Annotated in this window: 18 protein-coding genes; all 18 read right to left on the bottom strand. The window is 35.7% G+C overall.

All coding sequences use genetic code 11. The features are described from left to right. Positions 1-13: 13 nt before the first annotated feature. The 18 genes from BT156_RS12905 to BT156_RS12820 all read right to left on the bottom strand — a co-directional run bounded on the left by BT156_RS12905 (position 14) and on the right by BT156_RS12820 (position 22512). Positions 14-5173, bottom strand: a complete 5160-nt coding sequence (locus BT156_RS12905) for a helicase-related protein (RefSeq protein WP_042279187.1) — start codon at positions 5171-5173, stop codon at positions 14-16. Then, entirely contained in the window at positions 5170-5850 is a 681-nt protein-coding gene (locus tag BT156_RS12900) for a hypothetical protein (RefSeq protein WP_034975921.1), read from the bottom strand. Before BT156_RS12900 ends, BT156_RS12905 begins: the two co-directional genes overlap by 4 nt. Positions 5851-5929: 79 nt before the next feature. Further along, positions 5930-7912, bottom strand: coding sequence for a hypothetical protein (locus BT156_RS12895; protein WP_051879934.1), 1983 nt, complete (start codon positions 7910-7912; stop codon positions 5930-5932). 17 nt (positions 7913-7929) lie between these two features. Then, positions 7930-8637 (bottom strand): hypothetical protein, encoded by a 708-nt coding sequence (locus BT156_RS12890; protein WP_034975922.1) that lies wholly within the window; start codon positions 8635-8637, stop codon positions 7930-7932. Beyond that, a complete protein-coding gene (locus BT156_RS12885) occupies positions 8630-9502 on the bottom strand; it encodes a M23 family metallopeptidase (protein WP_083582346.1) in 873 nt (290 codons plus the stop codon). Before BT156_RS12885 ends, BT156_RS12890 begins: the two co-directional genes overlap by 8 nt. Before the next feature lies 1 nt (position 9503). Further along, on the bottom strand, positions 9504-11495 hold the full coding sequence (locus tag BT156_RS12880) for a type IV secretory system conjugative DNA transfer family protein (protein WP_034975924.1): 1992 nt from the start codon (positions 11493-11495) through the stop codon (positions 9504-9506). Further along, positions 11495-11851, bottom strand: a complete 357-nt coding sequence (locus BT156_RS12875; RefSeq protein WP_028123307.1) for a hypothetical protein — start codon at positions 11849-11851, stop codon at positions 11495-11497. Before BT156_RS12875 ends, BT156_RS12880 begins: the two co-directional genes overlap by 1 nt. 10 nt (positions 11852-11861) lie before the next feature. Continuing rightward, on the bottom strand, positions 11862-12731 hold the full coding sequence (locus BT156_RS12870; protein ID WP_028123306.1) for a DUF4138 domain-containing protein: 870 nt from the start codon (positions 12729-12731) through the stop codon (positions 11862-11864). A gap of 4 nt (positions 12732-12735) precedes the next feature. After that, entirely contained in the window at positions 12736-13944 is a 1209-nt protein-coding gene (gene traM / locus BT156_RS12865; protein WP_028123305.1) for a conjugative transposon protein TraM, read from the bottom strand. Then, positions 13940-14293, bottom strand: coding sequence for a hypothetical protein (locus BT156_RS12860; RefSeq protein WP_028123304.1), 354 nt, complete (start codon positions 14291-14293; stop codon positions 13940-13942). Before BT156_RS12860 ends, traM begins: the two co-directional genes overlap by 5 nt. A gap of 1 nt (position 14294) precedes the next feature. Further along, the gene (gene traK, locus BT156_RS12855) at positions 14295-14909 is read right to left on the bottom strand and encodes a conjugative transposon protein TraK (RefSeq protein WP_034975926.1); all 615 of its coding nucleotides are present in this window, start codon (positions 14907-14909) and stop codon (positions 14295-14297) included. A gap of 54 nt (positions 14910-14963) precedes the next feature. Continuing rightward, a complete protein-coding gene (locus tag BT156_RS12850; RefSeq protein ID WP_072410596.1) occupies positions 14964-16199 on the bottom strand; it encodes a hypothetical protein in 1236 nt (411 codons plus the stop codon). A gap of 2 nt (positions 16200-16201) precedes the next feature. Next, entirely contained in the window at positions 16202-17032 is an 831-nt protein-coding gene (locus BT156_RS12845) for a hypothetical protein (protein WP_028123315.1), read from the bottom strand. Positions 17033-17038: 6 nt separating this feature from the next. Further along, positions 17039-17704: a hypothetical protein gene (locus tag BT156_RS12840; protein WP_072410593.1), complete on the bottom strand. Its 666-nt coding sequence runs from the start codon at positions 17702-17704 to the stop codon at positions 17039-17041. A gap of 1 nt (position 17705) precedes the next feature. Beyond that, on the bottom strand, positions 17706-18431 hold the full coding sequence (locus BT156_RS12835) for a hypothetical protein (RefSeq protein WP_228400878.1): 726 nt from the start codon (positions 18429-18431) through the stop codon (positions 17706-17708). A gap of 8 nt (positions 18432-18439) precedes the next feature. Next, a complete protein-coding gene (locus BT156_RS12830; protein ID WP_228400879.1) occupies positions 18440-19165 on the bottom strand; it encodes a hypothetical protein in 726 nt (241 codons plus the stop codon). Further along, entirely contained in the window at positions 19152-22226 is a 3075-nt protein-coding gene (locus tag BT156_RS12825) for a TraG family conjugative transposon ATPase (protein WP_072410589.1), read from the bottom strand. The genes BT156_RS12830 and BT156_RS12825 overlap by 14 nt, the downstream gene beginning before the upstream one ends. Continuing rightward, positions 22198-22512, bottom strand: coding sequence for a DUF4133 domain-containing protein (locus BT156_RS12820; protein ID WP_034975939.1), 315 nt, complete (start codon positions 22510-22512; stop codon positions 22198-22200). Before BT156_RS12820 ends, BT156_RS12825 begins: the two co-directional genes overlap by 29 nt.

Here is a 22512-nt window from a genome sequence, read left to right as displayed (position 1 = left end):
TACAAATAAATAACTACCTTCTTCGGACAACATTCTGAAAATTATCTAAGTAAATATTCTCTTTTTGGTTTAATACTTTATCTATAAAATCTACTGTTGTTAAATTGTTATATAAAACTGTATTTTCCCTCGCTCTTTCTCTCACATAATTTCTATTTTCATTCGCTTTAAGCTGTTCCTCTTTTTCTATTCTGTATTGAACTACTAAATTTTCTCTAACTGCTGGAAGCTCTTCCAGCTTTTTATCCAGTTCCGCAATTTTATCTTCAGTCATTTTGGTTTGATATTCAATTTGAGTAACATCTATTCCTTTCTGAGCTAAATTTTCAATTACTTCTTGTACTTGAACTTTATGAAGTTCAATTGTTTTTTGATATGATGGTAATTGGGTTGCCCAATATTCAGCATTTGCATCGCCATTTTTCGAATAGCCTTCAATTCTATTATATGAATGCTCGGCTTGGGTTACCAATTCTTTTACTTTCAAAACATCTTCATATTTTCTCAGAACAAATGCACTATCGGCCAAATGTTTATTTTTTTCACTTTCAATCTTCTTTTTAATGAGTTCGATTTCGATATTGGCTCTGGTTTCGGGATTGGTAATGATGGAGGTTTTTAATTCTTGAGTCCTGATGTCTGAAATATCCAAAACATCGGCTCCTTTTTTCATTGCTTCTAAATATCTTGCCTGTTTGGATTGCAGTTTTTGAAGCATAAACACATCAATACTGTCATTGGTCAGCATAAAATTAACCCGCACATTTTCGTTCTTGTTTCCTTGCCTCCAGGCTCGTCCTTCCACTTGTCGGAGTGACGTAAAATTATATGGCAACGTAAGCATATAAACATCGGTTGTGTTTTCCTGAAGGTTCATTCCTTCCTGAATGGCTTCACTTCCAATAACTACTTTTATTTTTCCTTCATTAAAATCATTTTGAATAGAAATTCTTTGGTTTTTATTGGTCGCCCCGGTAATGATTCCGATTTCTTCGGGTTTGTAACCAATTTCTGTTATGAGATATTCTTTTATTTTTGGAAACTGAGCAACTGCTAATTCAGAATACACAATTTGTCCTGAGTCAGGAAGATCTTTTTTGTTCTGCCTTATCAAATCCATCGTGTCTTTTAACTTCGGAGAATTTTCTATGAATTTTTTTATTGAAGGTTCTTCGCCATCATAAAATGGCGATAAATACGGTGAAATAGCAATCAATCTGGCATTGAGAATATGTGTTAAAATTGCTCCTTTTTCAGTCTCACTGAAATTTTCATTGAGCAGCTCATACTGTTCTCTTGTGAGATCATTCTGTTCAATTTTATATTCTTTGTTAATTTTGTTGGGACGAATTAATTCAGGATTGTCTTCTTCTCCTTTTATATCAATGAATTCCGAAAGTAATTGTTGAAACAGCGAATTATTTTTAAATCTCCGAACGTTGGCTTTAAATTTCACATCACCCTTTGCATCAATTTCCATATCATTATCCGCTTCCATAAAGGTCTCGAAGAAAGTATTGACGTTGAAATATCCCGATTCTTCTAATCTTTTATTTGCTATTAAAGAAAGAATGGAATAATATTCCAAAGGCTTGTTGGTAAAAGGCGTTGCGGAAAGCAAGGTCACATTTCTTCCGTCGTTTTTGTCTTGAATGTACTGAGCTGCCATCCAGGTATTGATTCCCAGTTTGGAAGTCTGTTGGTTTTGACTTCTAAAATCGGACGCAAATCTTCGGTCCTCAATTTTTACTTTTCCTACAATATGATTGGCATTGTGAACTTCGTCGTAAGTCAAATGGTCGAATCCAAAATCTTCCCAGTCATAGATTTTACCACGCTTCATTTTTCCCTCAATCTCCTTTTCTTTCTGAAACTCAATTTGGAGGTCTCTTTCGGTATTGGTAACGCCCTTCATTTCACTTGCAGAGATGTAACTGAATTTTGACGAAAGTTCTTCGGTTATTTCTGATGAAAATCCAATATTGTTAAAACCTTCATAAGTAACGATGGTTATTTCTCCGTCTTTATTATCAAATTTTGAAAGGTCATAATCTTTCCCCAAATTCCCTAAAACATTAACTTTCGCGTTGGGAATCGTTTCAAAAATCGTTTCCACCCATTGTTTCATAATGCTGTCATTCGGAACTACGATGATTGGTCTTTTCGCATTTCCTCTTTCCATTGCTTCGTGCATTGAAAGGATTCCGGACAATGTTTTTCCATAACCCACTTCGTGCGCTAAAAGTCCTACGCCTTTTGTGGTCTGTCTTCCGATTCCCGCCTTCTGAACCTCTGCTAATCTAAATTCCTTTCCTTTGAAATTCTTATGAATCTTTGAAAACAATGGGAATTTAGAATAATCCGGAACGTGGATGTTATTGTAATTGCGGTTAAAATCTTTTACAAAACGAGTTCTAATGTCATCTGATAATTCTTCACGTACAAATTTGTAAAACAAATCATTCGCAGCAGCTTTTCGTCTTTCTCTGACTAACGCATTTCGCTCTTTATCGCTTCCTGTAACCGTTTCATTATCTACAAAGCTTCGCACTTCCCAAGCTGAAGAACCCGCAAAGGCTTCACTTGACAAAGTGCCTACAAAGTCTTTGAATCTTTCCGCAAGATTGTAATCTACAATGACTGATTCGGTACGTTTTGTAATATGATTATATTGGTCTTTTTCTATTTGGCCTAACTCAAATTTGTGCACGAACTCGTGGTTCGGACTGATATAAATTTCATCTAAAGATTTCGCTTTTGGTAGAACATTTTCTAATAATGCTTTTTGTTTTTCGTACTGATTTTCCGTTCCACCAACAGCATTTTTATCTGCAAAATCTTTTTCGAGCTGCTCTAACTTCGCATAAATATTTCCTTCTGCATAATAAAAATCGTGAATCCAAACTCCATCAGAATAATTTGAAAATTTGGAATGTTTTTCGTGATTGTTGAGCGTTCCATCGTAAGATGTATCTCTGAATGCTTCAATTTGTTCTTTCGTAATGTTTGAACTATTTTGCAAGGAAGTATTTACAATTTCATCCTGTTTGGAGAATTGATATTTTAAAATTCCTTTCTTTATGGAAGGCTCCGTTTGGACTTTATATTCCTTCTCAGTTCTCGTATTGTGAATAGAAATTATTCTATCACTTTTTTCTATCAATTCTTTTAATTTTTCTTCTGAAAACGATGCTGGTTTTGTGATTAAATCTTCGCGCAGTTTTTCATACTTTCTTATTTCAGTCGTAATGGTGGGAGATTTAAACTTGATGTTATTGAGTTTAGAAAGTACCAATTCAATTTTTTCTTGAGTTTCTGTTAAATTCAACTCATCTATTTTCTCCGCAATAATTTCTTTTTTTACAGGAACTTTTGTAACAGAATTGGACTCAGTATTTTCTAAAAACAAATCTTCAAAAAGATTTCCGATTCTCTCGGTTTCTTTTTTATTTTTAAATTGTTCAATCTTAAAGAGAGCTTCATCCAAATTTCCGTGGATATAATTTTCCAAACGCCCAAAACGATTGGTTTTCTCACGGTTTTCCCCGAGAACTCTTGTGTGATTATTTTCAAAATATTTGGAAATATCCGCAGAAATCTGGTGATTGTTTTTTTTGAGAATGATAATATCCGTTCCGATTTGTGTTCCTGCAAAAGCGCCATTGGGTAAACGGAAACCTTCCAAAACACTAGCATTCTGTAAATTCTTTTGTCGGTTGAGCCAACCTGATGGAAGAACCATCGCCAAAACGCCGTTGGGTTTCAAAGAATCTAATGACCGTTTAACAAAATAATCTTCGTATTTTGAAATTTTAGGTTCTTCGCCTAATCCTTTGTAAAGCCCACGATGTTCGCCATAAGGCGGATTTCCGATGACCAAATCATATCTTTCTGAAAAATCTTTTGAGTCTTTTTTATTACCTCTGTCATCAATAAATTCAGTTTCAAACGAACGAAGGTTGATCTCGACTTCGGGATGTAGAATTTTTGCAATTTTCGCCGTGGTTTCGTTGATTTCAAAGCCTGTAATTTTAGAATTTACAGATAATTCGCGAGTGGCATAGATAAAATTTCCTGTACCAACGCTGGGTTCTAAAACAGAAATTTCTTTTTGAGTTTTGAAATGGTCTTTGATTAAATTGCGGACTGCATCGACAATTTTATCTTGTGTGTAATATTCATCTAAAATCCCTCTGCCTTCTTTTGCGGTTCCGCCACTTTGGAATTGATTGCAGATTTCTTTTAAATCATCCGTGACTTTCAGATTTTCTTTGAGAAGAATTCTGTTGTCATTAGAAACAAAACAAGCTGCAGAAACTACTTCCGCAACTTGTTCATTATTAAGTTTTCGCCCTTTATATTTTGAAATGAGAACATCTAGCTCTACCTTATTTGTTGAATTTTCACTTACCTCGGAAGGTCTTCTATCGGATCTTCTTCTATCGGATATAGCTCTCCCGGATACGATTCCGCCCAAGGAATATTCTCTTCCCTCATTTTTTTCATCATTTTGCGGTTGTGTTCCTCCATTGGATCCTCTTCCTCGGTTTCGGTTTCCCAAATCGCTCCGTTCTGTGCCTGCAAGTCCATTTCCAGCATTGTTGCTGCCCACTGCTTGTCCGCTTTCGTAACTTCCGTTTTGCTCGGATTGGATTTTTGAGCCAAGTTCTCCAGTGTTTTGTTCAGGTGTTCCGTTTCCCACTTGCTGAGGATCGGATGTTGTTCCGGATTCAATTGCATTGCTTTCATTTTCAGAAATTTTTGGTTCAACTAAATTAGTATTTTTATCTTGAAAATTGAGTTTATTCTCTAAATATTCGGTCAGGTCTTGATTCCCATTTTCAGAAATTTCATACAACGGACGAACGTCTTTGATATTTTTGCCATTAAATTCTGTAAGAATTTTTCTGGTTATTGCATTTCCTGTTCTGTCCCCGCTCAGACATAAAAACATTTTGCCATCATAATTCTGGTATCTATTGAGGAACTTTTTGCTATTGGAACCGGAATTTAAGGTAATAATTGTTCTATTATTGACTTGCTTGTTCAATTGAAGAAGCTCCAAGAATGAAAGCATATCCTTACTGTTTGTGAAAACAATAAGTTCCTTTTTATTTCCTTCAACTACAGAAATGTCATCATTTATCTCATTAAAAAAATCTTCATCTTTCACTTTTTTCTGTTTTTTATGAAGTGGTTAAATTCAAAAATTTCTTTGGCTTCACTGTCCCAGTTTTTTCTTGATATTAATTGAAGCGTCACGAATATGTCCGTCTTTTTATTGTAAGAATCAATCCTTTCGAGCCTTCCGTGGTAGTCCTTTTCCGCGTGTTTGTAAATAGAGTACGGTAAAATAGTATCCGTTGGATAAATGTAAAACCGGGTGTACATCCAAGGTGAGTTGATTTCAAATCGTTTGTATTTTTTCTTAAACAAAACCGTATCATTCAGATTTTTTCTGTTTCTGTAATTGGGGATTTTTTCCTGAGAAAACAATGTTCCTCCTTTTTTCTTTTCAACCGAAAGCGGCTTTTGTTTCTTTATGATGTCTGACAGAATAATTTTGCCGGGATTTTCATTTTCAATAGTATAGCACAATGAATCTTTAATGAAATAAATCTGTTGGGTTATTTCGGGAGCATCAACATCCGGAATCCTTTCTATTATGGAATCTCCTGAATAATTAAGGCTTGACAAATGAAAACTTTGGATATTGTTCAGATTTTTGGAAACATCAAAATATACATTGGAGACAACATCGATTCCTCCTTTTTCGGATTTGATTTCTTTGTGGCAGGAAGTGCTTACAAAAAGAAAAAACAAGCTGGGTAGTATTAAAAGTTTTTTCATAGATATAGGGTTTAAAAAAGCGGCAGCCTAATTAATTTGACTTACCGCTGGGAAATAAATGATTGGTTGTAAGTGTTATCTATCGTTTAATACTTTGTTCTTTCACGTTATTTTTTTCGTGCTTGTTGTCTTGTTCCAAACCTTCTAAAGGCTTGTTGGTATTGATTCTGTTCATATCAGAATCATACAGATTCAGATTTTTGTATTGCGGATTCAGCACCGCTTTGCCTTCTATTACTTTATCATCCAATTCAAATTTTACCTTCACGATATTTCCTTTTTCCAAAGATTTTATGGTACTTTCCTTCCATTCCGGCTTATCGAAGATCAGTTTGGATTTTTCTACGATCTGAGCCGTATCAACTCCATAATTTTTGTAAAAATTCTGGAAATTGTAATTTCCTTTTTCGGTTTTGGGTTCGTTAAAATTCAGTTTGGCAAATGCAGGTTCTATTTTTTCTGTTTTCGGATTGTGAAATTGTATTTTTACCGTACGCCCTTCCAAAAGGTTGACTGCTTCTTTAGCAGTAAATGTATTCACCCTGTTAACAGGAAAATTGTGGGAGATAACGTCGCCATTTGCTTTAGTGAGTTTAGCATTATAAAAATTCATAAAGACACTTCCATTTTCTATCTTATTGAATTTTAACGTGAATTCCATTTCATTTCCGGGCATCGTTTTGTCGGAAGTGGTTTTAATTTCGAACTCTTTTTCGGGAGCATTAATTCCGTTTTCTAAATCTTTGTGCAGTTGTTCTCCTTCTCCGAAACCAAGATATTTTAATTGAAATTTCGGATACTGAGATGGTTCATATTCGTTCTGTGTTTCCATAATGTTTGGGGTTTGATTGTTAAATTTTATATCATTCATTGTTAATATTCTGTTTCTTGAAAAAACATTTTCATCCAGATAATTTTTTAGAATTTCACCGCTATCCAATAATTCGTAGGATTCCCCATATAGCTGTTTTTCCAATAGGCCGAAAGCCAATTCGTATTTGTCATTTTTTGACAACGTATGACCATCAATAACATTTGGGATTGTGTCCATTTGTGCCTTTGTAAGAGAATAATCTCCATCTGTTGTTCCGAATTCCATTTTCTCTGAATAAGCTTTTCTTTGGCTCGCTGTGATCTGCAAGTTCTCCAGTATGAATTCGTTTTCTTTCATAAAGATCCTGTATTTGAGAATATCATTTTTTTCCTCTTCGGAAAGTTTCGGATAAAGATTATTTTGCACCGCTTTTGCTTTTAAGTCGTTTTCGACATAGCTTTTGAATTCGTTCAAACTTTTTGGAGCATCATAAAAATCTCTCATACCTGTCCATTCTCGCCGACCGTACGGTAATGTATATTCCTGAGTTTGCAGATCATAGCTGTAATACCTATGACCGCTTGGACTCTTCAGCGAGCCACTCCCATCATCGTAATCGTTCCAGGTCCAGCCGTCCGGAAGGTCAGATGCAGGGGTTAAATTTTCTTCAAAGCCTTCATCTGAAAAAAAGTCTGCATTTTCTTCCAGATCAGTCATTTCAATTTGATGAACCCCTTCTAATGATAACTTTACAGCTTCAACTTCATAATTTCGATAATGATGAGCTTGCTTTTCATCAATTTGCGTATAGGTCAATCCGGAACTTAAATCAGTTTTTTTCTCCAATTCCTGAGCCCAGAGATCAGAGAGAAATTTCTGTTTTATGGACTCATTACTTATAGCAATTTCAGTAGACTCCCTGTTATTTTGCAAAATCAAATGTTTATTGGCTAGTTGCTGCTTTTCAATAAATCTGACTAATTCAGCGGTAGTATTAAATTTATCCTCAATAGGGAAACCCTGATTTGAATTGAAAAATGTTTTCAATGTAAAATTTGAACCTTGAATAAATTCTTTTCCCTTAGATTGATGAATTGCCATAAACTTTTTCTCTCTATCGGTAAACAGCCTCTCTCCGTCCCGAAAAAACTGTTCAGGTGAAGTGTTTTCAATTTCCTTCACAAAATTTTTATAAGCCTTCGTTCTGGGAACTATATTCTTATCAAACCAGGTTAGATTGTCTTCCATTTTTTCCACCTATTAAGCTATCTTCTAAAACCTCTTGACTTTGGTATTTCCTCGTCCTGCTCTTGGCTTTCCTCATCTCTCATTCGATTGGCATCCTGATAGACATCAGGGTCGTTCACATTTAGTTGTAAATCTGATTTTTCCTGCTTTTGAGAGTGATTTTGCTTTTCAGAGATTCCAGCAACTGTATTAAATTCTTTGGATACAATATTCAAATCATTCGTAATTTCTTTTGCCATTTCTGGGAACTGAACAATTTTATCTTGCAGAAAAGATTTAAGTTTTAGAAGTTCTGCTATGTAACGGTTAAGTTCTTCTGTATTTTTTTTATCTGCAATAATTGCGGTCAATTCTCTTGCATTTTTAATGAAATCAAATTCAACTACTTTTTCGGTCTCTTTGTCAAAAATGAAAGCTTTTTTTTCGAAACTCAGTTCATTTTCAGATTTAGAAACATTCTTGACATCAGTATATTGAATATTATTTTTACTGTTTTCGAGGATGTCAGAAATACTTTTATCTCTTTCCAAAAAGATGACCTTCAGTTTAGTATTATTATCAGTCAGCTGAAAAGTCGCCCTGTTTTTGTCGTGGTCTGCAACGATGGTATATCCTTGCAGAAATTTCTGAACATCCTCTATATTTAGCTTTTTAGAGAAAGAATTATCCTCATTAATAATTCCGTATTTTTTCAGTTCATCGGTAGGTAAGGTTATGTTATTCATTGTATGTTGCTATTAAATTGTTTACTTTTATGAGGTCATTTAAAAAATGAGAAGGATTGATGTTTTGTCCGAATTCTTTCACCGAAAAATGCAGATGTGGTCCTGTGGAGTTTCCGGTATTCCCGCTTTTTCCGATGACAAATCCAGCTTTTACTATTTCTCCAGCTCGATAATACATTTCTGAAAGATGTAGATAGGAAGTTTCGAAACGGTTAAAATGTTTTACCTTTATGAAATTCCCTCCGCCTTTAGAATCCCAACCGGTTGCTGCAACAATTCCATCCATTACAGAATAGACATTCTCATAACTGGCTTTAAGGTCGATGCCGTTGTGCGTTTTTTTTGTTCCGAAAATAGGATGAGTTCTTGTCCCATAAGAAGATGTAATGGTGATCTTGTTTTTAAGAGGCATTACAATTTTTGAAAAAGATGCTGCAGGTTCGTCTACAAAATCATACGTTGTAAAAAAGTTTTGTTTTTTTGATGCTTTCTTTGTTTCTTCTACTCTATTTTGTGCTTGCAGCATCAAAGAATCTTTCAGTTTTTCAAACTCATTTTTTCGTATTTCTTTTACACTGCTATACTCTTTAATCAGTGTTTTCAGTGAATCTATTTGACTCGTTAACCACTTCGTCGAACCTTTGGTTTCATTTTTTAAATCTGATTTTGTGGTGATATTTAAAACTTGCTTCCAAGATTTCTTAGCCTTCTTTTGTTTTACCGGATCTTCAATATTAGATTTTTCGGATACCTTTGGATTTTCAGATTTTTTCGGTATTGTTGGTGTAATCGTATTGAATTGGGCAAAGCATAAGCAGCTGTAAAACAGCGCCATCAATGTAAATGTGTATTTTAGTTTTTTCATTTTACGCAGCTTTAATATTTTCATTCACAATGAGTTCCACTTCTTTGTTGATCTTTCTAAAGTTGGTCATCAGCACTTCTTCTTTGCGGTTAACCCCTTTTTTATCTACAAAAGAGTAATAAGATGGCATTTTAACATAGTTTTTTTCTTCTTCTTGAATCGCTTTCATATCCAGGTTAATTTTACCACTAATTGCAGACGTTTTATATTCCTCAGCATCATTTTCTTCTCCCTGTGCGATCATTCCAACCATTTCTCCGGTTTTCAGAGCCGCAATTTTTCCGGCAGGAATCATATTGTCCATCTTTTCATTAATACTGGTGGTCGTCCCTTGCTGTGAAATTGATTGTGAGTATGATTTCTGTTTAATTTTCCCAAATAGTTTTTCCAACCAATCCAATGTATTTTTGTCTCTGGCAGAACCGGAAATAATATTTCCAACAATCGCAGAAATAGTATCTGCAACTTCTTTTTTGTAGAACTGTCTGAGCTGCGGAATTTCTTGTAATCCAAGCATTACAGCAACTTTATTGCTTCTTGCAGTGGCCACGATGTTATCAATTTTATGAATATAAATCGTCGGAAATTCGTCTGCGATAATTCCTCCCGGTAAATTGTGCTTGGAATTGATCAATCTTAAAGTCCTGTTTAACACCGAGGAATAAAGGGCTGAGTTAATATCCTGTGTTCCCGGATCTGATGCTAATATGATAATGGATGGATTTTCACGATCAGTAATCTTCAATTCCACTTCATCTCCCGAAAACACCCAAAAGCTTTCTTTAGTTGCCAATCGGGAAAGGAATATTTTCAAAGTTCCAATTTGTCCTTCCAGCTGATCAAACGCTTTGTTGTCATACGCCGTTTTGAAAGGCGAAAGCAAAGAGAAAATTTCTTCGTTGGTAAAAAGTGTGTCAAAAATTTCTTTATAACTGCGGTTCATAAAGGAAAGAATATGAGGCAGATCAGAATATTTTCCATTTTCAAATGTTGCAAAAAAATAAATACAGGAAGACAGAAAATTGATGGCGGATTGGGTAAAGAAAGCTTCAGAACCACCTCCGGAACTCGAACCTCCCTTCTGTAGAGATGAAACCATTGATTCTGCCATTTCCTGGGCTTCTGCTAAAGTTTGGATGTACTTTTTGTGAAATGGATTGACTCGTTTTGATTTTTCAACCTCTTTCAGATTAATGACGTGGAAATTGTAATCGTAGTCTGCTTCCTTACTTTTTTTCAACAAATAATGGTAGTATGCAATCTGTGCTAGATCAGGAAATTTAAAATCGTAGATGCAGAGACAGAAACCTTTTGCAATCATTTGTCTTATGGCAGGATTGATCACACCAAAAGATTTACCAGAACCTGGTGTTCCAATGACCATCGTTCCTCTAAAAGGATTGATGTTCATCCAACCTTTATTGCTTTTGTTTTTGTAACGGAACAAGTATGGAATATTGATTGTGACATCCGATGTTACCAATTCCTGATTTTGGTCGAAAGATTCTTCTTCAACATTCCATCGGTCTTTTCCCATTTTCTGCTGCATCAGTTTTGAAATACTATCTGCACCCATTTGAAGAATAACTGCCCCTAAAAAAGAAAGAACTGCATAGATTCCCTGATAGAGATTAAATCCGGGAAACACTCTTGGAAGTTTTTCATTTCCTGCCTCATTCTGCCAAACCAGTGAAGAAAAAATCATCAGCAATCCCAAAATCATAGGAGCAATAATCTCTTTACTAATATTAAGGTCTTTCTTTTTCTTGGCTTTTGTTCCGACAGCCACTAATCCAATCAGAATCAATGTTGCAAATTTGGCATTGATAGGAGGGTAGATAAAACTCAACTTTGAAAAATTTTTCAACAAGTTTGATACTACCGGAACATTGGCATTAAGGTAGAAAAGCGAAGCACAATCGAGTGCTACGACTGCGTACACCGCTTTTTGTAGAAAGCCATAGATCTTTATTTGGTGTTGTTGCTCTTGCATTAAGAATAATTTTCGAAATATTGATTCAGTAATTTGTGTTCTTCCAGTAAACTATCGTGTAGCTTCTGTTGCCGTTCCTGCAAATTTTTATGATGTTCCTGTATTTTAACAAGTTTGGCATTCAACAGATTCAATTTATTTATTAATTCATTTCCTCTTTTTTCGACACTCTCGATAATGTATGAGTGACCTGGCTCTTCAGATATTTTATCACACCAATCTTTAAGGTTTAACACCCTTTTATAGGCAATGATAAATTCTTTTCGTTTTTTATAAATAATAATTATAGCAACAGAATGGTAGGTAAATAGTAATATCACCAGTGCAAAACACAGCATAACTGTAAAATTTTCCATAGTCTTAATATTAAAAGGTATCTGCTTTCAGAATATCTGAATAGTTGACTTTCATTTCTATGGTGCGCCCCGAGAGCTGTTCTTCAATCAAGCGAATCATCATCACTTTACTGTTTGGGTAAGTGAATTTTTTGAAAACATAAATATTCCTGAAATTTTTTCTGAAGTGTTTCTGCGGATTGAGCTGTAAAATGGGTGTTAGATCTACACTTTGGTTATTGGTGGCTTTGTGTATTTTTTTGTCTTCCAAGGAGAATTTCAAATCCTCAATATCATAGTTCAGATTAGAATTATTCTTGATGGTCATATCTAAAAAAATATAAGCACTCATCACATAGACATTATTGAGCTGGAAGCTGAGTTTTAGATTTTTTTCTTCTCTAATCGGATTTTTTTCAGATTTTTTTCGAATAATATCCATCGAAAATTTTCTCAGTTCAAGATTAGAGAACACCATTTTATCAAATTCTACAGGCTGCATCGCTTCGGGCTGTATATGAATATTGGTAATCGTATTGAGGTTATCCTGATTTCTATGCACCACTTTATACTGTGCAATGAAAGATTGTGCGACAACGGTAATGATCCCAATAGTATTTCCATTAACAAAAACGGAAGGTATATTGATTTTTCCTTTCTCGTCAGAATCAGGATGGTCTGTGATCTTTATTCTGGCAATGTTTGTAGAAGGCAAATCTCCAGTCAGTTTTTCTGTTGACAAATCCACGTACTGAATGGGCTCAGGCGAGATAATATGCAGGTTGATGCCTTCGGTAATTTCAATCTCAGGTAAATCGGAAACAATCTGTTCTTTGGTTGCAGTTTGAGCCGTGAAAAATTGAGCTGTGAATATTAAAAGGGTGTATAATAAAGTTCTCATTGTTTTATTTTTTTTGTTGGTTTTGTGAATCTTTCAATTGATTTTCGTCGATCAAAAAGACATATGAGTTGTATTTCAGTTTTGCTTTATTTTCTTTGATCAGGTTGGCAATAGATTTAGATGTTGATGTAAACAGGCTGGATCCAATGCTTGAGAAAAATCCTTTTCCGCCCATATCCATCTGAGTTCCTTGTACTGAGTTACTTCCCATTTCCCGCATCATATCTCTGAAAACGCTTTGCGGAACGTACAATCCCTTCATCCCGTCAACATCATAAATCGAAAGATTGACAGGATAGATTTCTCCTTTTGTGAATACAGATACAATGTTGAGATTGACTCTCTGCATTGAAAATCCTGAGATTTGTCCGTATAATATCGAACCTTTGATTATTTTTTTGTTCCCGACAAAGATGTCTTCCAACAATCGGAACCTAATCCTGCTTCCAAGAAAGCCTTTGTTATTTTCGTCAATGACCGCTTTGATAAAGCTGTTTTCTTTCTCCTTATAGAAAGCATTGAAACCACTGTTGATTCCGGATTTGCTCACATTGAAAGTTGAATTAAGAAAATCTTCCATTTTCTCTTTATTGGACTTCAGTTTTTGTTCTGCTGCGAGTTTACTTTGGTACTCAGGATCACGGGATTTTTCTAAAGAATCCATCACGAGCATTTGTTCTTTCAGATATTTTACAGGGTCTGGTTGGACACTTTGTGTCTTTTCTTTTGGTGTATCTGCGTATTTATCTTCTTGGTTCCCGTAAGATTTGTCATTCAGCATTTTAATGATTTCTGAAGACCTGTTGTAATCTTTGTCATCCCTCTGTGATTGATTTGGTTTGTAATACGAGGATTGATTTTCTTTTGCCTGGTATCTGTTTTGTCTTCCGTTTTCTGCTTTTAAGGAGTCAATTTTTCTTTTTTGGTCCAGTGACAATTGGTCATCATAGTTCAATAAACTATCTTCTTCTTTATCCAAACCACCAAGCATCGTTCTGTTATCCTCTTTTTTGAAAAAAGCATCATACGCATCATTTTTGGTCATAATGGAATCTTGCGTATCGCCGAGTGATAGTGACAATTCTTTTGGTTTATTTTTTTCAGAAGTATCTTCTTTGAGAAACTGTGCTCCTACGTAGCCGAAAAGAAAAAGAAATGGCAGAGCCAAAAGAGGCAGAACATATTTTTTTTCTTTAAAATTTATTTTTTTAATGTCCATTTTTTAATTTTTGGTATTGGTTGAACAAGTAGTCAATTCGTAAACTGTCTTCTTTTTTCAGTGCGTTTTTGTCTCTTTTCACTTTTAAAGTTTTCAGTTCTTGTACTATTTTTTCCATCTCTTTATCATTGTTGACAGATAGATTTTGACTCGACTTATTTTTAGAATAGAGAACCGGAGGTCTTATTTTAAATGCTGTTTCGGAAGGGAAAAAGATACCTTGAATTAGAGACCCTATAAATGAAACCGACAGTAGAATCATTGAATACGTGAAGAATTTCTTTGGATTTTGAACTGCCCACTGCAGCCATTTCTGACCCTTTTGTTTTAATGTAGTTTCCATTTTAGTAAGAATTTTTATTTTGATTGGACAGTTCCTCGTTATTGATGATTCGCCAGTTTTTAAGAATCACACCGTGAGGATTATTGGGACTTCTGATGATGTCTTCAAAGAAACCTTCGGTGATGAGCTTCCTCGTAATGACAGAAGATTTTCTTGTGATCATCTGCTTACCGAAAAAGCTAAATTTCTTTTGTTCCATACTAAGCGTAATCGAATCGGTATGGATACTGACCATCGAACTGGAAGCTATTATTTGATTGTAAAATCCTTTTTCCCTTAGGTTCGTATATTCCTTTTTTCCGCTGTCATCAATAAGATACAATGACTTTTGAATATTATCCTTGATATAGGTATCATCGGGAGCGAGTGTGAAAAACAATCTGTGGAATAATTCAATTTGAGCTTTATATTCAACAGGTCGGTTCAGCAGGACATCAGTCTGCTTGGCAAGAACCGGAACGCCATTGTCTAAAATGTAAATTGATTTTCTGGAATCCTCGATCATTCTGTATGCAAAGAAAAATCCGGCAATGACAATGAAAACAGCAAAAGCAATGGTGGATAAAGAAATGACCTTGTTGATCTTGATTCTTTGTTCTATATTTTTGATAAGCATCTTTATTTTAGTTGTTGGTTGATAATGTTTGGTTGTTGGTCATTCGTACAACATTTATTTTCCTTTTTTCATCGCTCTTTGAACTCTGCCTGATGCTGAACCTGCTGCTGCACTTGCTGCTACAGAAGCTCCTCCTGTTTTGGCAGCCAATATTGCTGTTTTAGCACTGCTTGCCATTTTTCCTGCTGCACTTTTCATTTTCGTCATTGCTCCCGCCCCTCCTGCAGAAACAATACTGTCTGCAATGGTTGGGGTCATTAGTACTCCGATTCCCGTAACAACATAGGCAACACAGGTGAAAAGCTGATTGTAGATCATTCCGGAGTTGCTCACATAGACCATCAAAGCGTCTAAGTTGGTAATGGTTCCATTGGATAATAAGGTATCATACCTTTCGATCTCCATTGTATAACCGGAAGCGATCAATTGCTGACCGATGTTGATGATCGTATAGGCAACAAAAGTGTAAAGATTAATGTTGATGAATTTTGATACCCAACTGTATAATGAATTTTCAAATCCGGGAATAAGAGCCATTCCAACAGCTATCGGTCCTAAAATGATTAAAATGTAAGACCATATTTTTTGAATGAAGAAAATGAGATATACACAAATCCTAAGAATGGAAAGGCAACAAAACTCAATGAGTTCTGCGACTAATTTTTGCATTTGGAATTCCATTCGTATTGACCATTCTTTGATAGGCTGAATCAATTTATCCAATCCCTCACTGATATCAAACCACGAATCATCAGCATCTTCAGTGGTATTCTCAATGACTTCCTGCTTCGCATCTTCTTCCGCTTTCAGTTTTATAACAGCATCCAATAATTGTTGCTGTTTTTTAAATCTTTCAACCCGTAGATCATTGACTTCCGATTCGATTTCGCTGAAAATTGAGATTCCGGGTTCGGCAATGGCCTCAAATGGCGCTTGAATCATACTGACAAATCCACTCCAATAAACAAGCGTAAATCCGATAAGAATTGGTTTCAGCATTGGAGTGATTTCCCATTCTCTATCTCCGGCCGCCATTTGCCAACCCATATATCCAAGGTACATGAGAGCGCCTAAGCCGCCTATTGCTTTTCCTACCAAAGCAGATCCGGCGGCGCTATCTTGTACACTATTGTCTAATTTGGTAAAAACCTCCATAAACCATTTTTCAAAAGCGCCATCTCCTTTTAAAAATTGGAGTAGATTACTGTAATCGCCGTCTGTCTGGGCGAAACCCATTACAGGTAAAAGAATTGCTAATAGGCAAAAAGTTAATGTTATCGTTTTATTCATTTTTAATATCGGTGTTTGTAGTGGTTCATTATATTTTGAACAATCTGCCCGTCTGATGAAGGTGTCCACGCAGGTGGCAAAGCAAAATTTGAATGGTTTTTCAGAATATTCTTGTAATCTGTAAGAAGTGTTGTCTTGTTGTTGTGCTTCCTTAATTCCTGAACAAATTTTCGCCATTTGATAAGGGTTTCGTGGTACATAATGAACCTTTTTCCCCTTGGCATATCCATACTTCTGGACATTGAATATTTTTCTTTGATGAGATCCAGTTCTTCCTGAAGTCTTTTTAATGCTCCTGTTGAGCTGAGTGTTTCAAACGTTTGCAGGTCTTTCAGTCGCCACTCGATAAAATTTTGAGGTGTATCGGGAAATTCAGTAATAGGTTTTAGCATTCGTTTGTAATACAATAGCCAAAGAGGATCGGCATCGACAGTAGCGGACGTCCAATGGGCAAAATCCTGAACGCTCCTTTTATGAATGGTATCTGAAGCTGCTTTTATCTTTTTTGCTTCTTCCTCTTGAAACTTTAGCTGGGCAAACCTTTGATTTTGAACTCCTGTCGGTTTTAATGGACGAATGTCTTCCCCATCCTTATAATCCCTGTTGATTTTTGGAGCCCAAATTCCCCACACCGTTGCGTAGGCAAAATTGGTTTGGATTCCTAAAAAGTATTTTGGATATGGTCTCCAATCTCCCCAATCTTGAAAGACCATTCTTTTATGCTGGGCAACAATGGAAGGATCATTTAATCTCTTGACGCTGACTTGTCCAAACACACTGCCTGTAATCAAGATGAACTGAAATAGGCTGATTTTTTTTAGTAGATTTTCCATAATTTTTTAATTAAAGAGGTAATGGTATTTGGTGATGATGTCGCCAACAATGGCTTTGTCTATATTGATGTAATTACGAAGCACCGGAACCTGATACAGATAAGGGATTTTCTTGGCATTCTCTAATCGTAAATTGATGTACAGAATATTTCCGTTGATATTTCTGACCCTTGTAAAAATCTTTTCAATCAGCATTTCCCTATCCATTGCGTCCATTAGAAAATCTTTTTCCTCATTTAGAATGTCCTGCGTAACTTCCTGCTGAAGTTTCGTCGTCTGCTTCCCGATTTCAACATAATATTTTGAAATGAGTACCGAATATTCAGGATGCTGTGCTGATAGATCCAGCATTTTATTGGAGTTCGTTACTATTTTACCCAAATATTGATAGAGATAAATGAGTTTTTTGCTCTGGGTCAAGGCTGAATTCACATTTTTCAGTTGTTGATAGATGTATTCCTGAATCGCAATGATCTGCGTGATTTTATTGTTGATATCATCATACAATTCTTTTTGCTTTTCATAGGAATCCAGAAAAGCCTGTTCGCTTCCTAATCGAACACCGTGGTTTACGGTGATCTGTGACAGAAGTTTGTCGTTAATCACTATTTGCTGGCTTTTTACAGATGCAACAGAGAAGAAAAAAACTCCGGAAAAAAATATTTTTTTCATTTTAGAAAGATTTAATGTTATCCATGATGCTTTCAACTACTTGCTTATCCCTGTTGACATAATATTGAAAGGCTCTTTTGTTACGTTTTACCTTGGCTTTAATATCCCTTATCTTTAAAAGCATATGGGTAGAATTTCTGCTTATCGCCTTTACTTCACCCAAAGCATAGTCTAATAATACTTTACGTTCTGATTTTTCCATTTGGTTGATGGCTCCGTAAGACAAAATGATCCCGGTTACCAGCCGTGTTACCATTTGCAGATCATCAACAAACTGAACCTGAGAAGGCAAAACAGCGATAATGGAATAGGGAGCATCGTTTATTTCATTGATAATAGCAGTCTGATTGTTTGTTATTTTGGTTATTTCCCTGCTCATTGCTATTCCGGTGGGTATCGCTTGAATGGCAAATGAAACAATTCGCAATCTGTCCTGAACTTTGGTGATTTTTTCTTTAAAATTGTTCCATTGGTTTCTGTTGGCCGTTTCTACGGTGGCATTCGCAATTTGTTTTTGTCGCATTTCTTTTTGCCTGTCGTGTTCTTTCATCGTGGCATTGATTTCTATATCCATCATCGGAAATGAAACATTTTCCTGTTGCCATGCAGGGGTAGACCCACCACCGGAGGATCTCAATACCAAATAAACTAGAGGAATAAGCAAACTGACAACAATTTTATTTTTGCCACCGTAAGGTCGGCGAATCTCATTTTTCGATTTCATCATAGAAAAATTTAAAAATTCCGTTTATACCGGTTCATTATATTTTCAACAATAGCTTTGTCTGTATTGATATATCCGGCAAATGGATTAATAGAATTCCAGAATCCCAATCGGTTTGCTTTTTCTAATCGCAGTTTGATTGCTAAAAGCCAAAGCTTCAGATTTTTCACATTACCGGAAATATTATGAAGAATTTTGTAGCGGTCTCCTGCTGTTGCAAGATTCAGCTCTCCGGAAGCGAGAATATCAGAAACGTCGGTAACAATCTTTAGACTTTGCTCATACGTTTTTTGTGAAGCTTTCACCCCAAAAATGGCATACTCAGGATGTTCTGATGCTAGTTGTACCACTTGTGATGAATAAGCATAACATTTATTGAGCTCAGAGTAGATTTCCTGTGCTTGGATTCCATTTTGTAAAGTGCCGGAAACCTCTTTTAAACCCTTCAGAATTTTATTCTGAATGTCATTAGCCGCTACCATCTGTGTTCCCACCCAGGTCTGTGCGTCCTTTAATTTTGAAGTTTCCTCAATGACTTCGTTCTGCTTGGCTTTTAGATTTTCAGAATAAAGAATCATTGCCGCTGTTACCGTAGGGTCGATGTAGGTGTTTTGGGCGAATCCCATTGTCCCCCAGAGGGAGAAAATTAGTAGAAAAACCTTCAATATAATATGGTTCGCCAGAGATGAAACGTGACGAAATCCTCTTGGGAAATTTATAGGTTTAAACGTTTTCATAAGCGTAATTTTGTTTACTGATTAATTCTGAAAAACTGATATTACGGTCTTCCAGTTGCTGTGAAATGATTTTAAAAACATTCTTTCCTTTGTTCTCTTTTTTCATCATTCTATAAAAGGAATTGATTTTTTGATCTAAAGGATTTTGGTATAAATTCACGAGTGACACTAAGTTTTCCAGACTGTCTCCGAAGGTTTTTAAATCACCAACTATTCTGCGCAATGCTTCATCATAGTCTCCGTATTGGTGCACATAATATTCAACTGCCGATTTTTCCGGTTTTTCTGTAGTGTAGGTGAGATATTGTTCAAGCGAAACTTCATTTCCATAGACCTCTCCTTTTGAACCTCTTTTTAAGTAAAATTCTTTGAATCGGCTTCTCCCGAATTTGTTGTTGAGATTGTTGATGGTAAAAATCTTGTTTTGCTCTACTTTATTGAGCGATAGCAATGAAGCGATTTTATCAAAGTTGTCTTTGAACTTCGTCTGGTCAAGCAAAATAAATGTATCCGAATTATTGATGATGGAATCTTTAACCACTGCATTTCCAATAATGTCATCCAGTTCCTGCGTTACCACCACCGCTTCTCCCCAAAATTTCCTCACCGTTTTATATAAATAAAGAATGTATCCACCCATCAATTTACTAGCAATGGCCTTCCATGCTTCTTCGATTATTAAGGCTTTTCTGCGGTCTTTTCTGAGTCTCATTTTCTGAATGAAAGTGTCCATAATAATGAGCGTTACTATCGGAAAGAGCTTGGGATTATCTTTTACATTATCAATTTCAAAAACGATGAAAGATTCATCGAACAGCGTATTATCTGCACTTTCATTGAGCGTTGTTCCGTACCTTCCGCCTTTGTAAAAATCTTTCAGTACAAATAAAAAGGTGCGCAGATTAAACTCTTTCTCTATAATATTATGTTTTTTATTATTCAGGTAAATAGGAAGAAATTGATCGCAATAATCATAAAACCCATTGAACGAAAGTTCTGTTACAACCAGCTTTTCTTCCAGTTCTTTTATTTTCCTGATGATGGCTTTTCTAAAGGATTCATTCCATTCTTCTGCTGATCGGGGTTGCCTGATGATGTCATTCGACTTGATTAAAATCAACTGCGTTTCATTGTATATTTTCCTTCTTTCTTCATCGTTCAGCGTGTCATACGCTTCATACACTTTATAGAAATTTTCGCTTTCATATTCCGGGTTATTGATGTTCTTATCAGGATGATAGAATTTCAATAATTTTCTTCCCGCTTCCTTTATTTCATCGGAACTGGCATCGAAAGTAATTCCCAAAATGTCATAGTAAGTATGCTGTCCTTTTGCTTCATTCTCATATTCCGTGAATAGATCATCTTCGTGAATGTTGTATTTTCCGAGATATAGAATCAGTTCTTCAGAAGTTTTATTTTCATACCATCGAGTTCCAGCATTGAAATACCCGTGGTAAAACGACATCAACACATTGTCTAAAATGGATTTTTGTGCGGAAGACATTGAAGAATCCGGACCTTGCCAAATCAAGAAGATCAGGTTGGTTAAAAATTCTATTTTTTCGATATTAAATTCTTTTTGATCCATAAGAAAAGGATTCATCGTGATTGGTTTTTCTTCAGTGTATTGGATGTATCTGCCTCCCTTATATTTGCACGTTCCCGAATACGAATCTCCTGTATCAACAATGACCACGTCATAATTGTAGGTCAAATACTGCTCAATAATATTGTTCATCAGGAATGATTTCCCCGAACCTGACGGTCCTAATACAAACTTGTTCCTGTTGTTTATTCTTCCTGTTTTCATCGGTAGATCCGATGGGTCAACTTTTAGCGGAACACCTTGTCTGTCGGTGAATCTCAGGTAGAAATTGGACTCTTCATTGACGGGGTAACTTTCCTTAAAAAAAAAACACAAGGCCGCTTCGCTTGTCGTCATAAATAAATCATACTCCCTAAGTTCTGTTCCATTGCCCGGAATAGCTGACCGAAAGAGTTCCAATTGGTTATAAGCGTTTTTAGAAACAATGATTCCTTTCGTAAAAAGCTTGTTTTCAATCATTGACTGAATATTTTCCATTTTCTCCAGTGTCTGTGCTGAAAAAAGGATTGAAAAATGAGCATTGACAACGAGCTGTCCGTCAATGGCTATGTTATGAAGCAGGGTCTGGATTTCATCTGCTATAATGGCGTTGGACGGAGAATTGTTGGCTGCTCCTTCGTGCTTTTTCTTTTTTTTGTCGAGTTCCCTCTGCTGTTGTGCCTGAAGCGGAATCGTAATGATCTGATTGTAGACAATGGTCTCATAATCTTCTAGTTCATTGATAAAACTAAAATTATCAACTGCTGTTTCTGCTGCTGCACCGTTACCGCCGAGAACAGAGTAAGGCTCAATTTCTGAAGGAAGATCAATATTTTCTACATCCACGTAGGAAATATTTTTTACAAACCTGTTTCCGATCTGCAAAAATTCGTTGGTGCTTTTGATATTATCAAATATGGGAGAATCGGAAAATTGCATCGACAAAACACCTGATATATAATATTCAAAATCTTTCTCAAACAAAAACTGCGGTTCACAGTCATTCTGCTTCAAAAGCATCAATACTTTCTGACATTTGTCCCGTAGTTCTTTATAGCTTTTTTCAGAGAAATTGTAATGCTTATTTTTCTTTTTCAGCTTGTCATCAATAATATCGGTAAAGAACAGAACCGTTTCAATGGTTTTGAAAAGTCTGCCGTCAAAATGTTCCGAATATTTTTGTTGTAGAAATTGGTTGGATTGTTCGGCTGAATATTTCTTTTTTGAAAAAATATCGAGCTTCTGAACAATTCTTCCTTCTCCAATGATTGATACCACCTGATTTAAAACCGTGTGGAAAGTGAGATAGCTGTCAGGATCTGCCGAATATTGCTCGACAATGTTTTTTATCTTGATCCCGATAATAGGGTTTCCGTATTGTCCGAAAAGTACATCAAAATCCCAATTGAAATCCTTTCCAAGATCATATCCGATAAAAGGAATGCTAAATGCCTGTTTTTTTGTTGTTGCCATTCTTTAAAAGTTTATTACTGTCTAACCTTTTGGGAAAAATTAAGATGTGATCGAAGTTTTTGGTTTTGTCATACAAACCATATTTGTCCTGTCTTCTGAAGATAAGATAAACTCCGCCTGCGGTGACTGCAAGACCAAGTAAAGAGCCTAAGAGACCGAACTTCGAGAGTACCAATGCTGAAATGACCCCGCCTCCGATGACACCAACTGCGTAAAAGATATATTTCCCTTTGAGTCCGAAGAATATAAGGGGCTTTTTCAGCCCCTTATAAAGGTAGAATCCCAT

Origin of the sequence: Chryseobacterium limigenitum, assembly GCF_900114875.1 — a bacterium.
GTDB classification, from domain to species: domain Bacteria; phylum Bacteroidota; class Bacteroidia; order Flavobacteriales; family Weeksellaceae; genus Chryseobacterium; species Chryseobacterium limigenitum.
The sequence above is the reverse complement of the archived record's forward strand: the minus strand, read 5'-3'. Positions and strand labels throughout refer to the sequence as shown.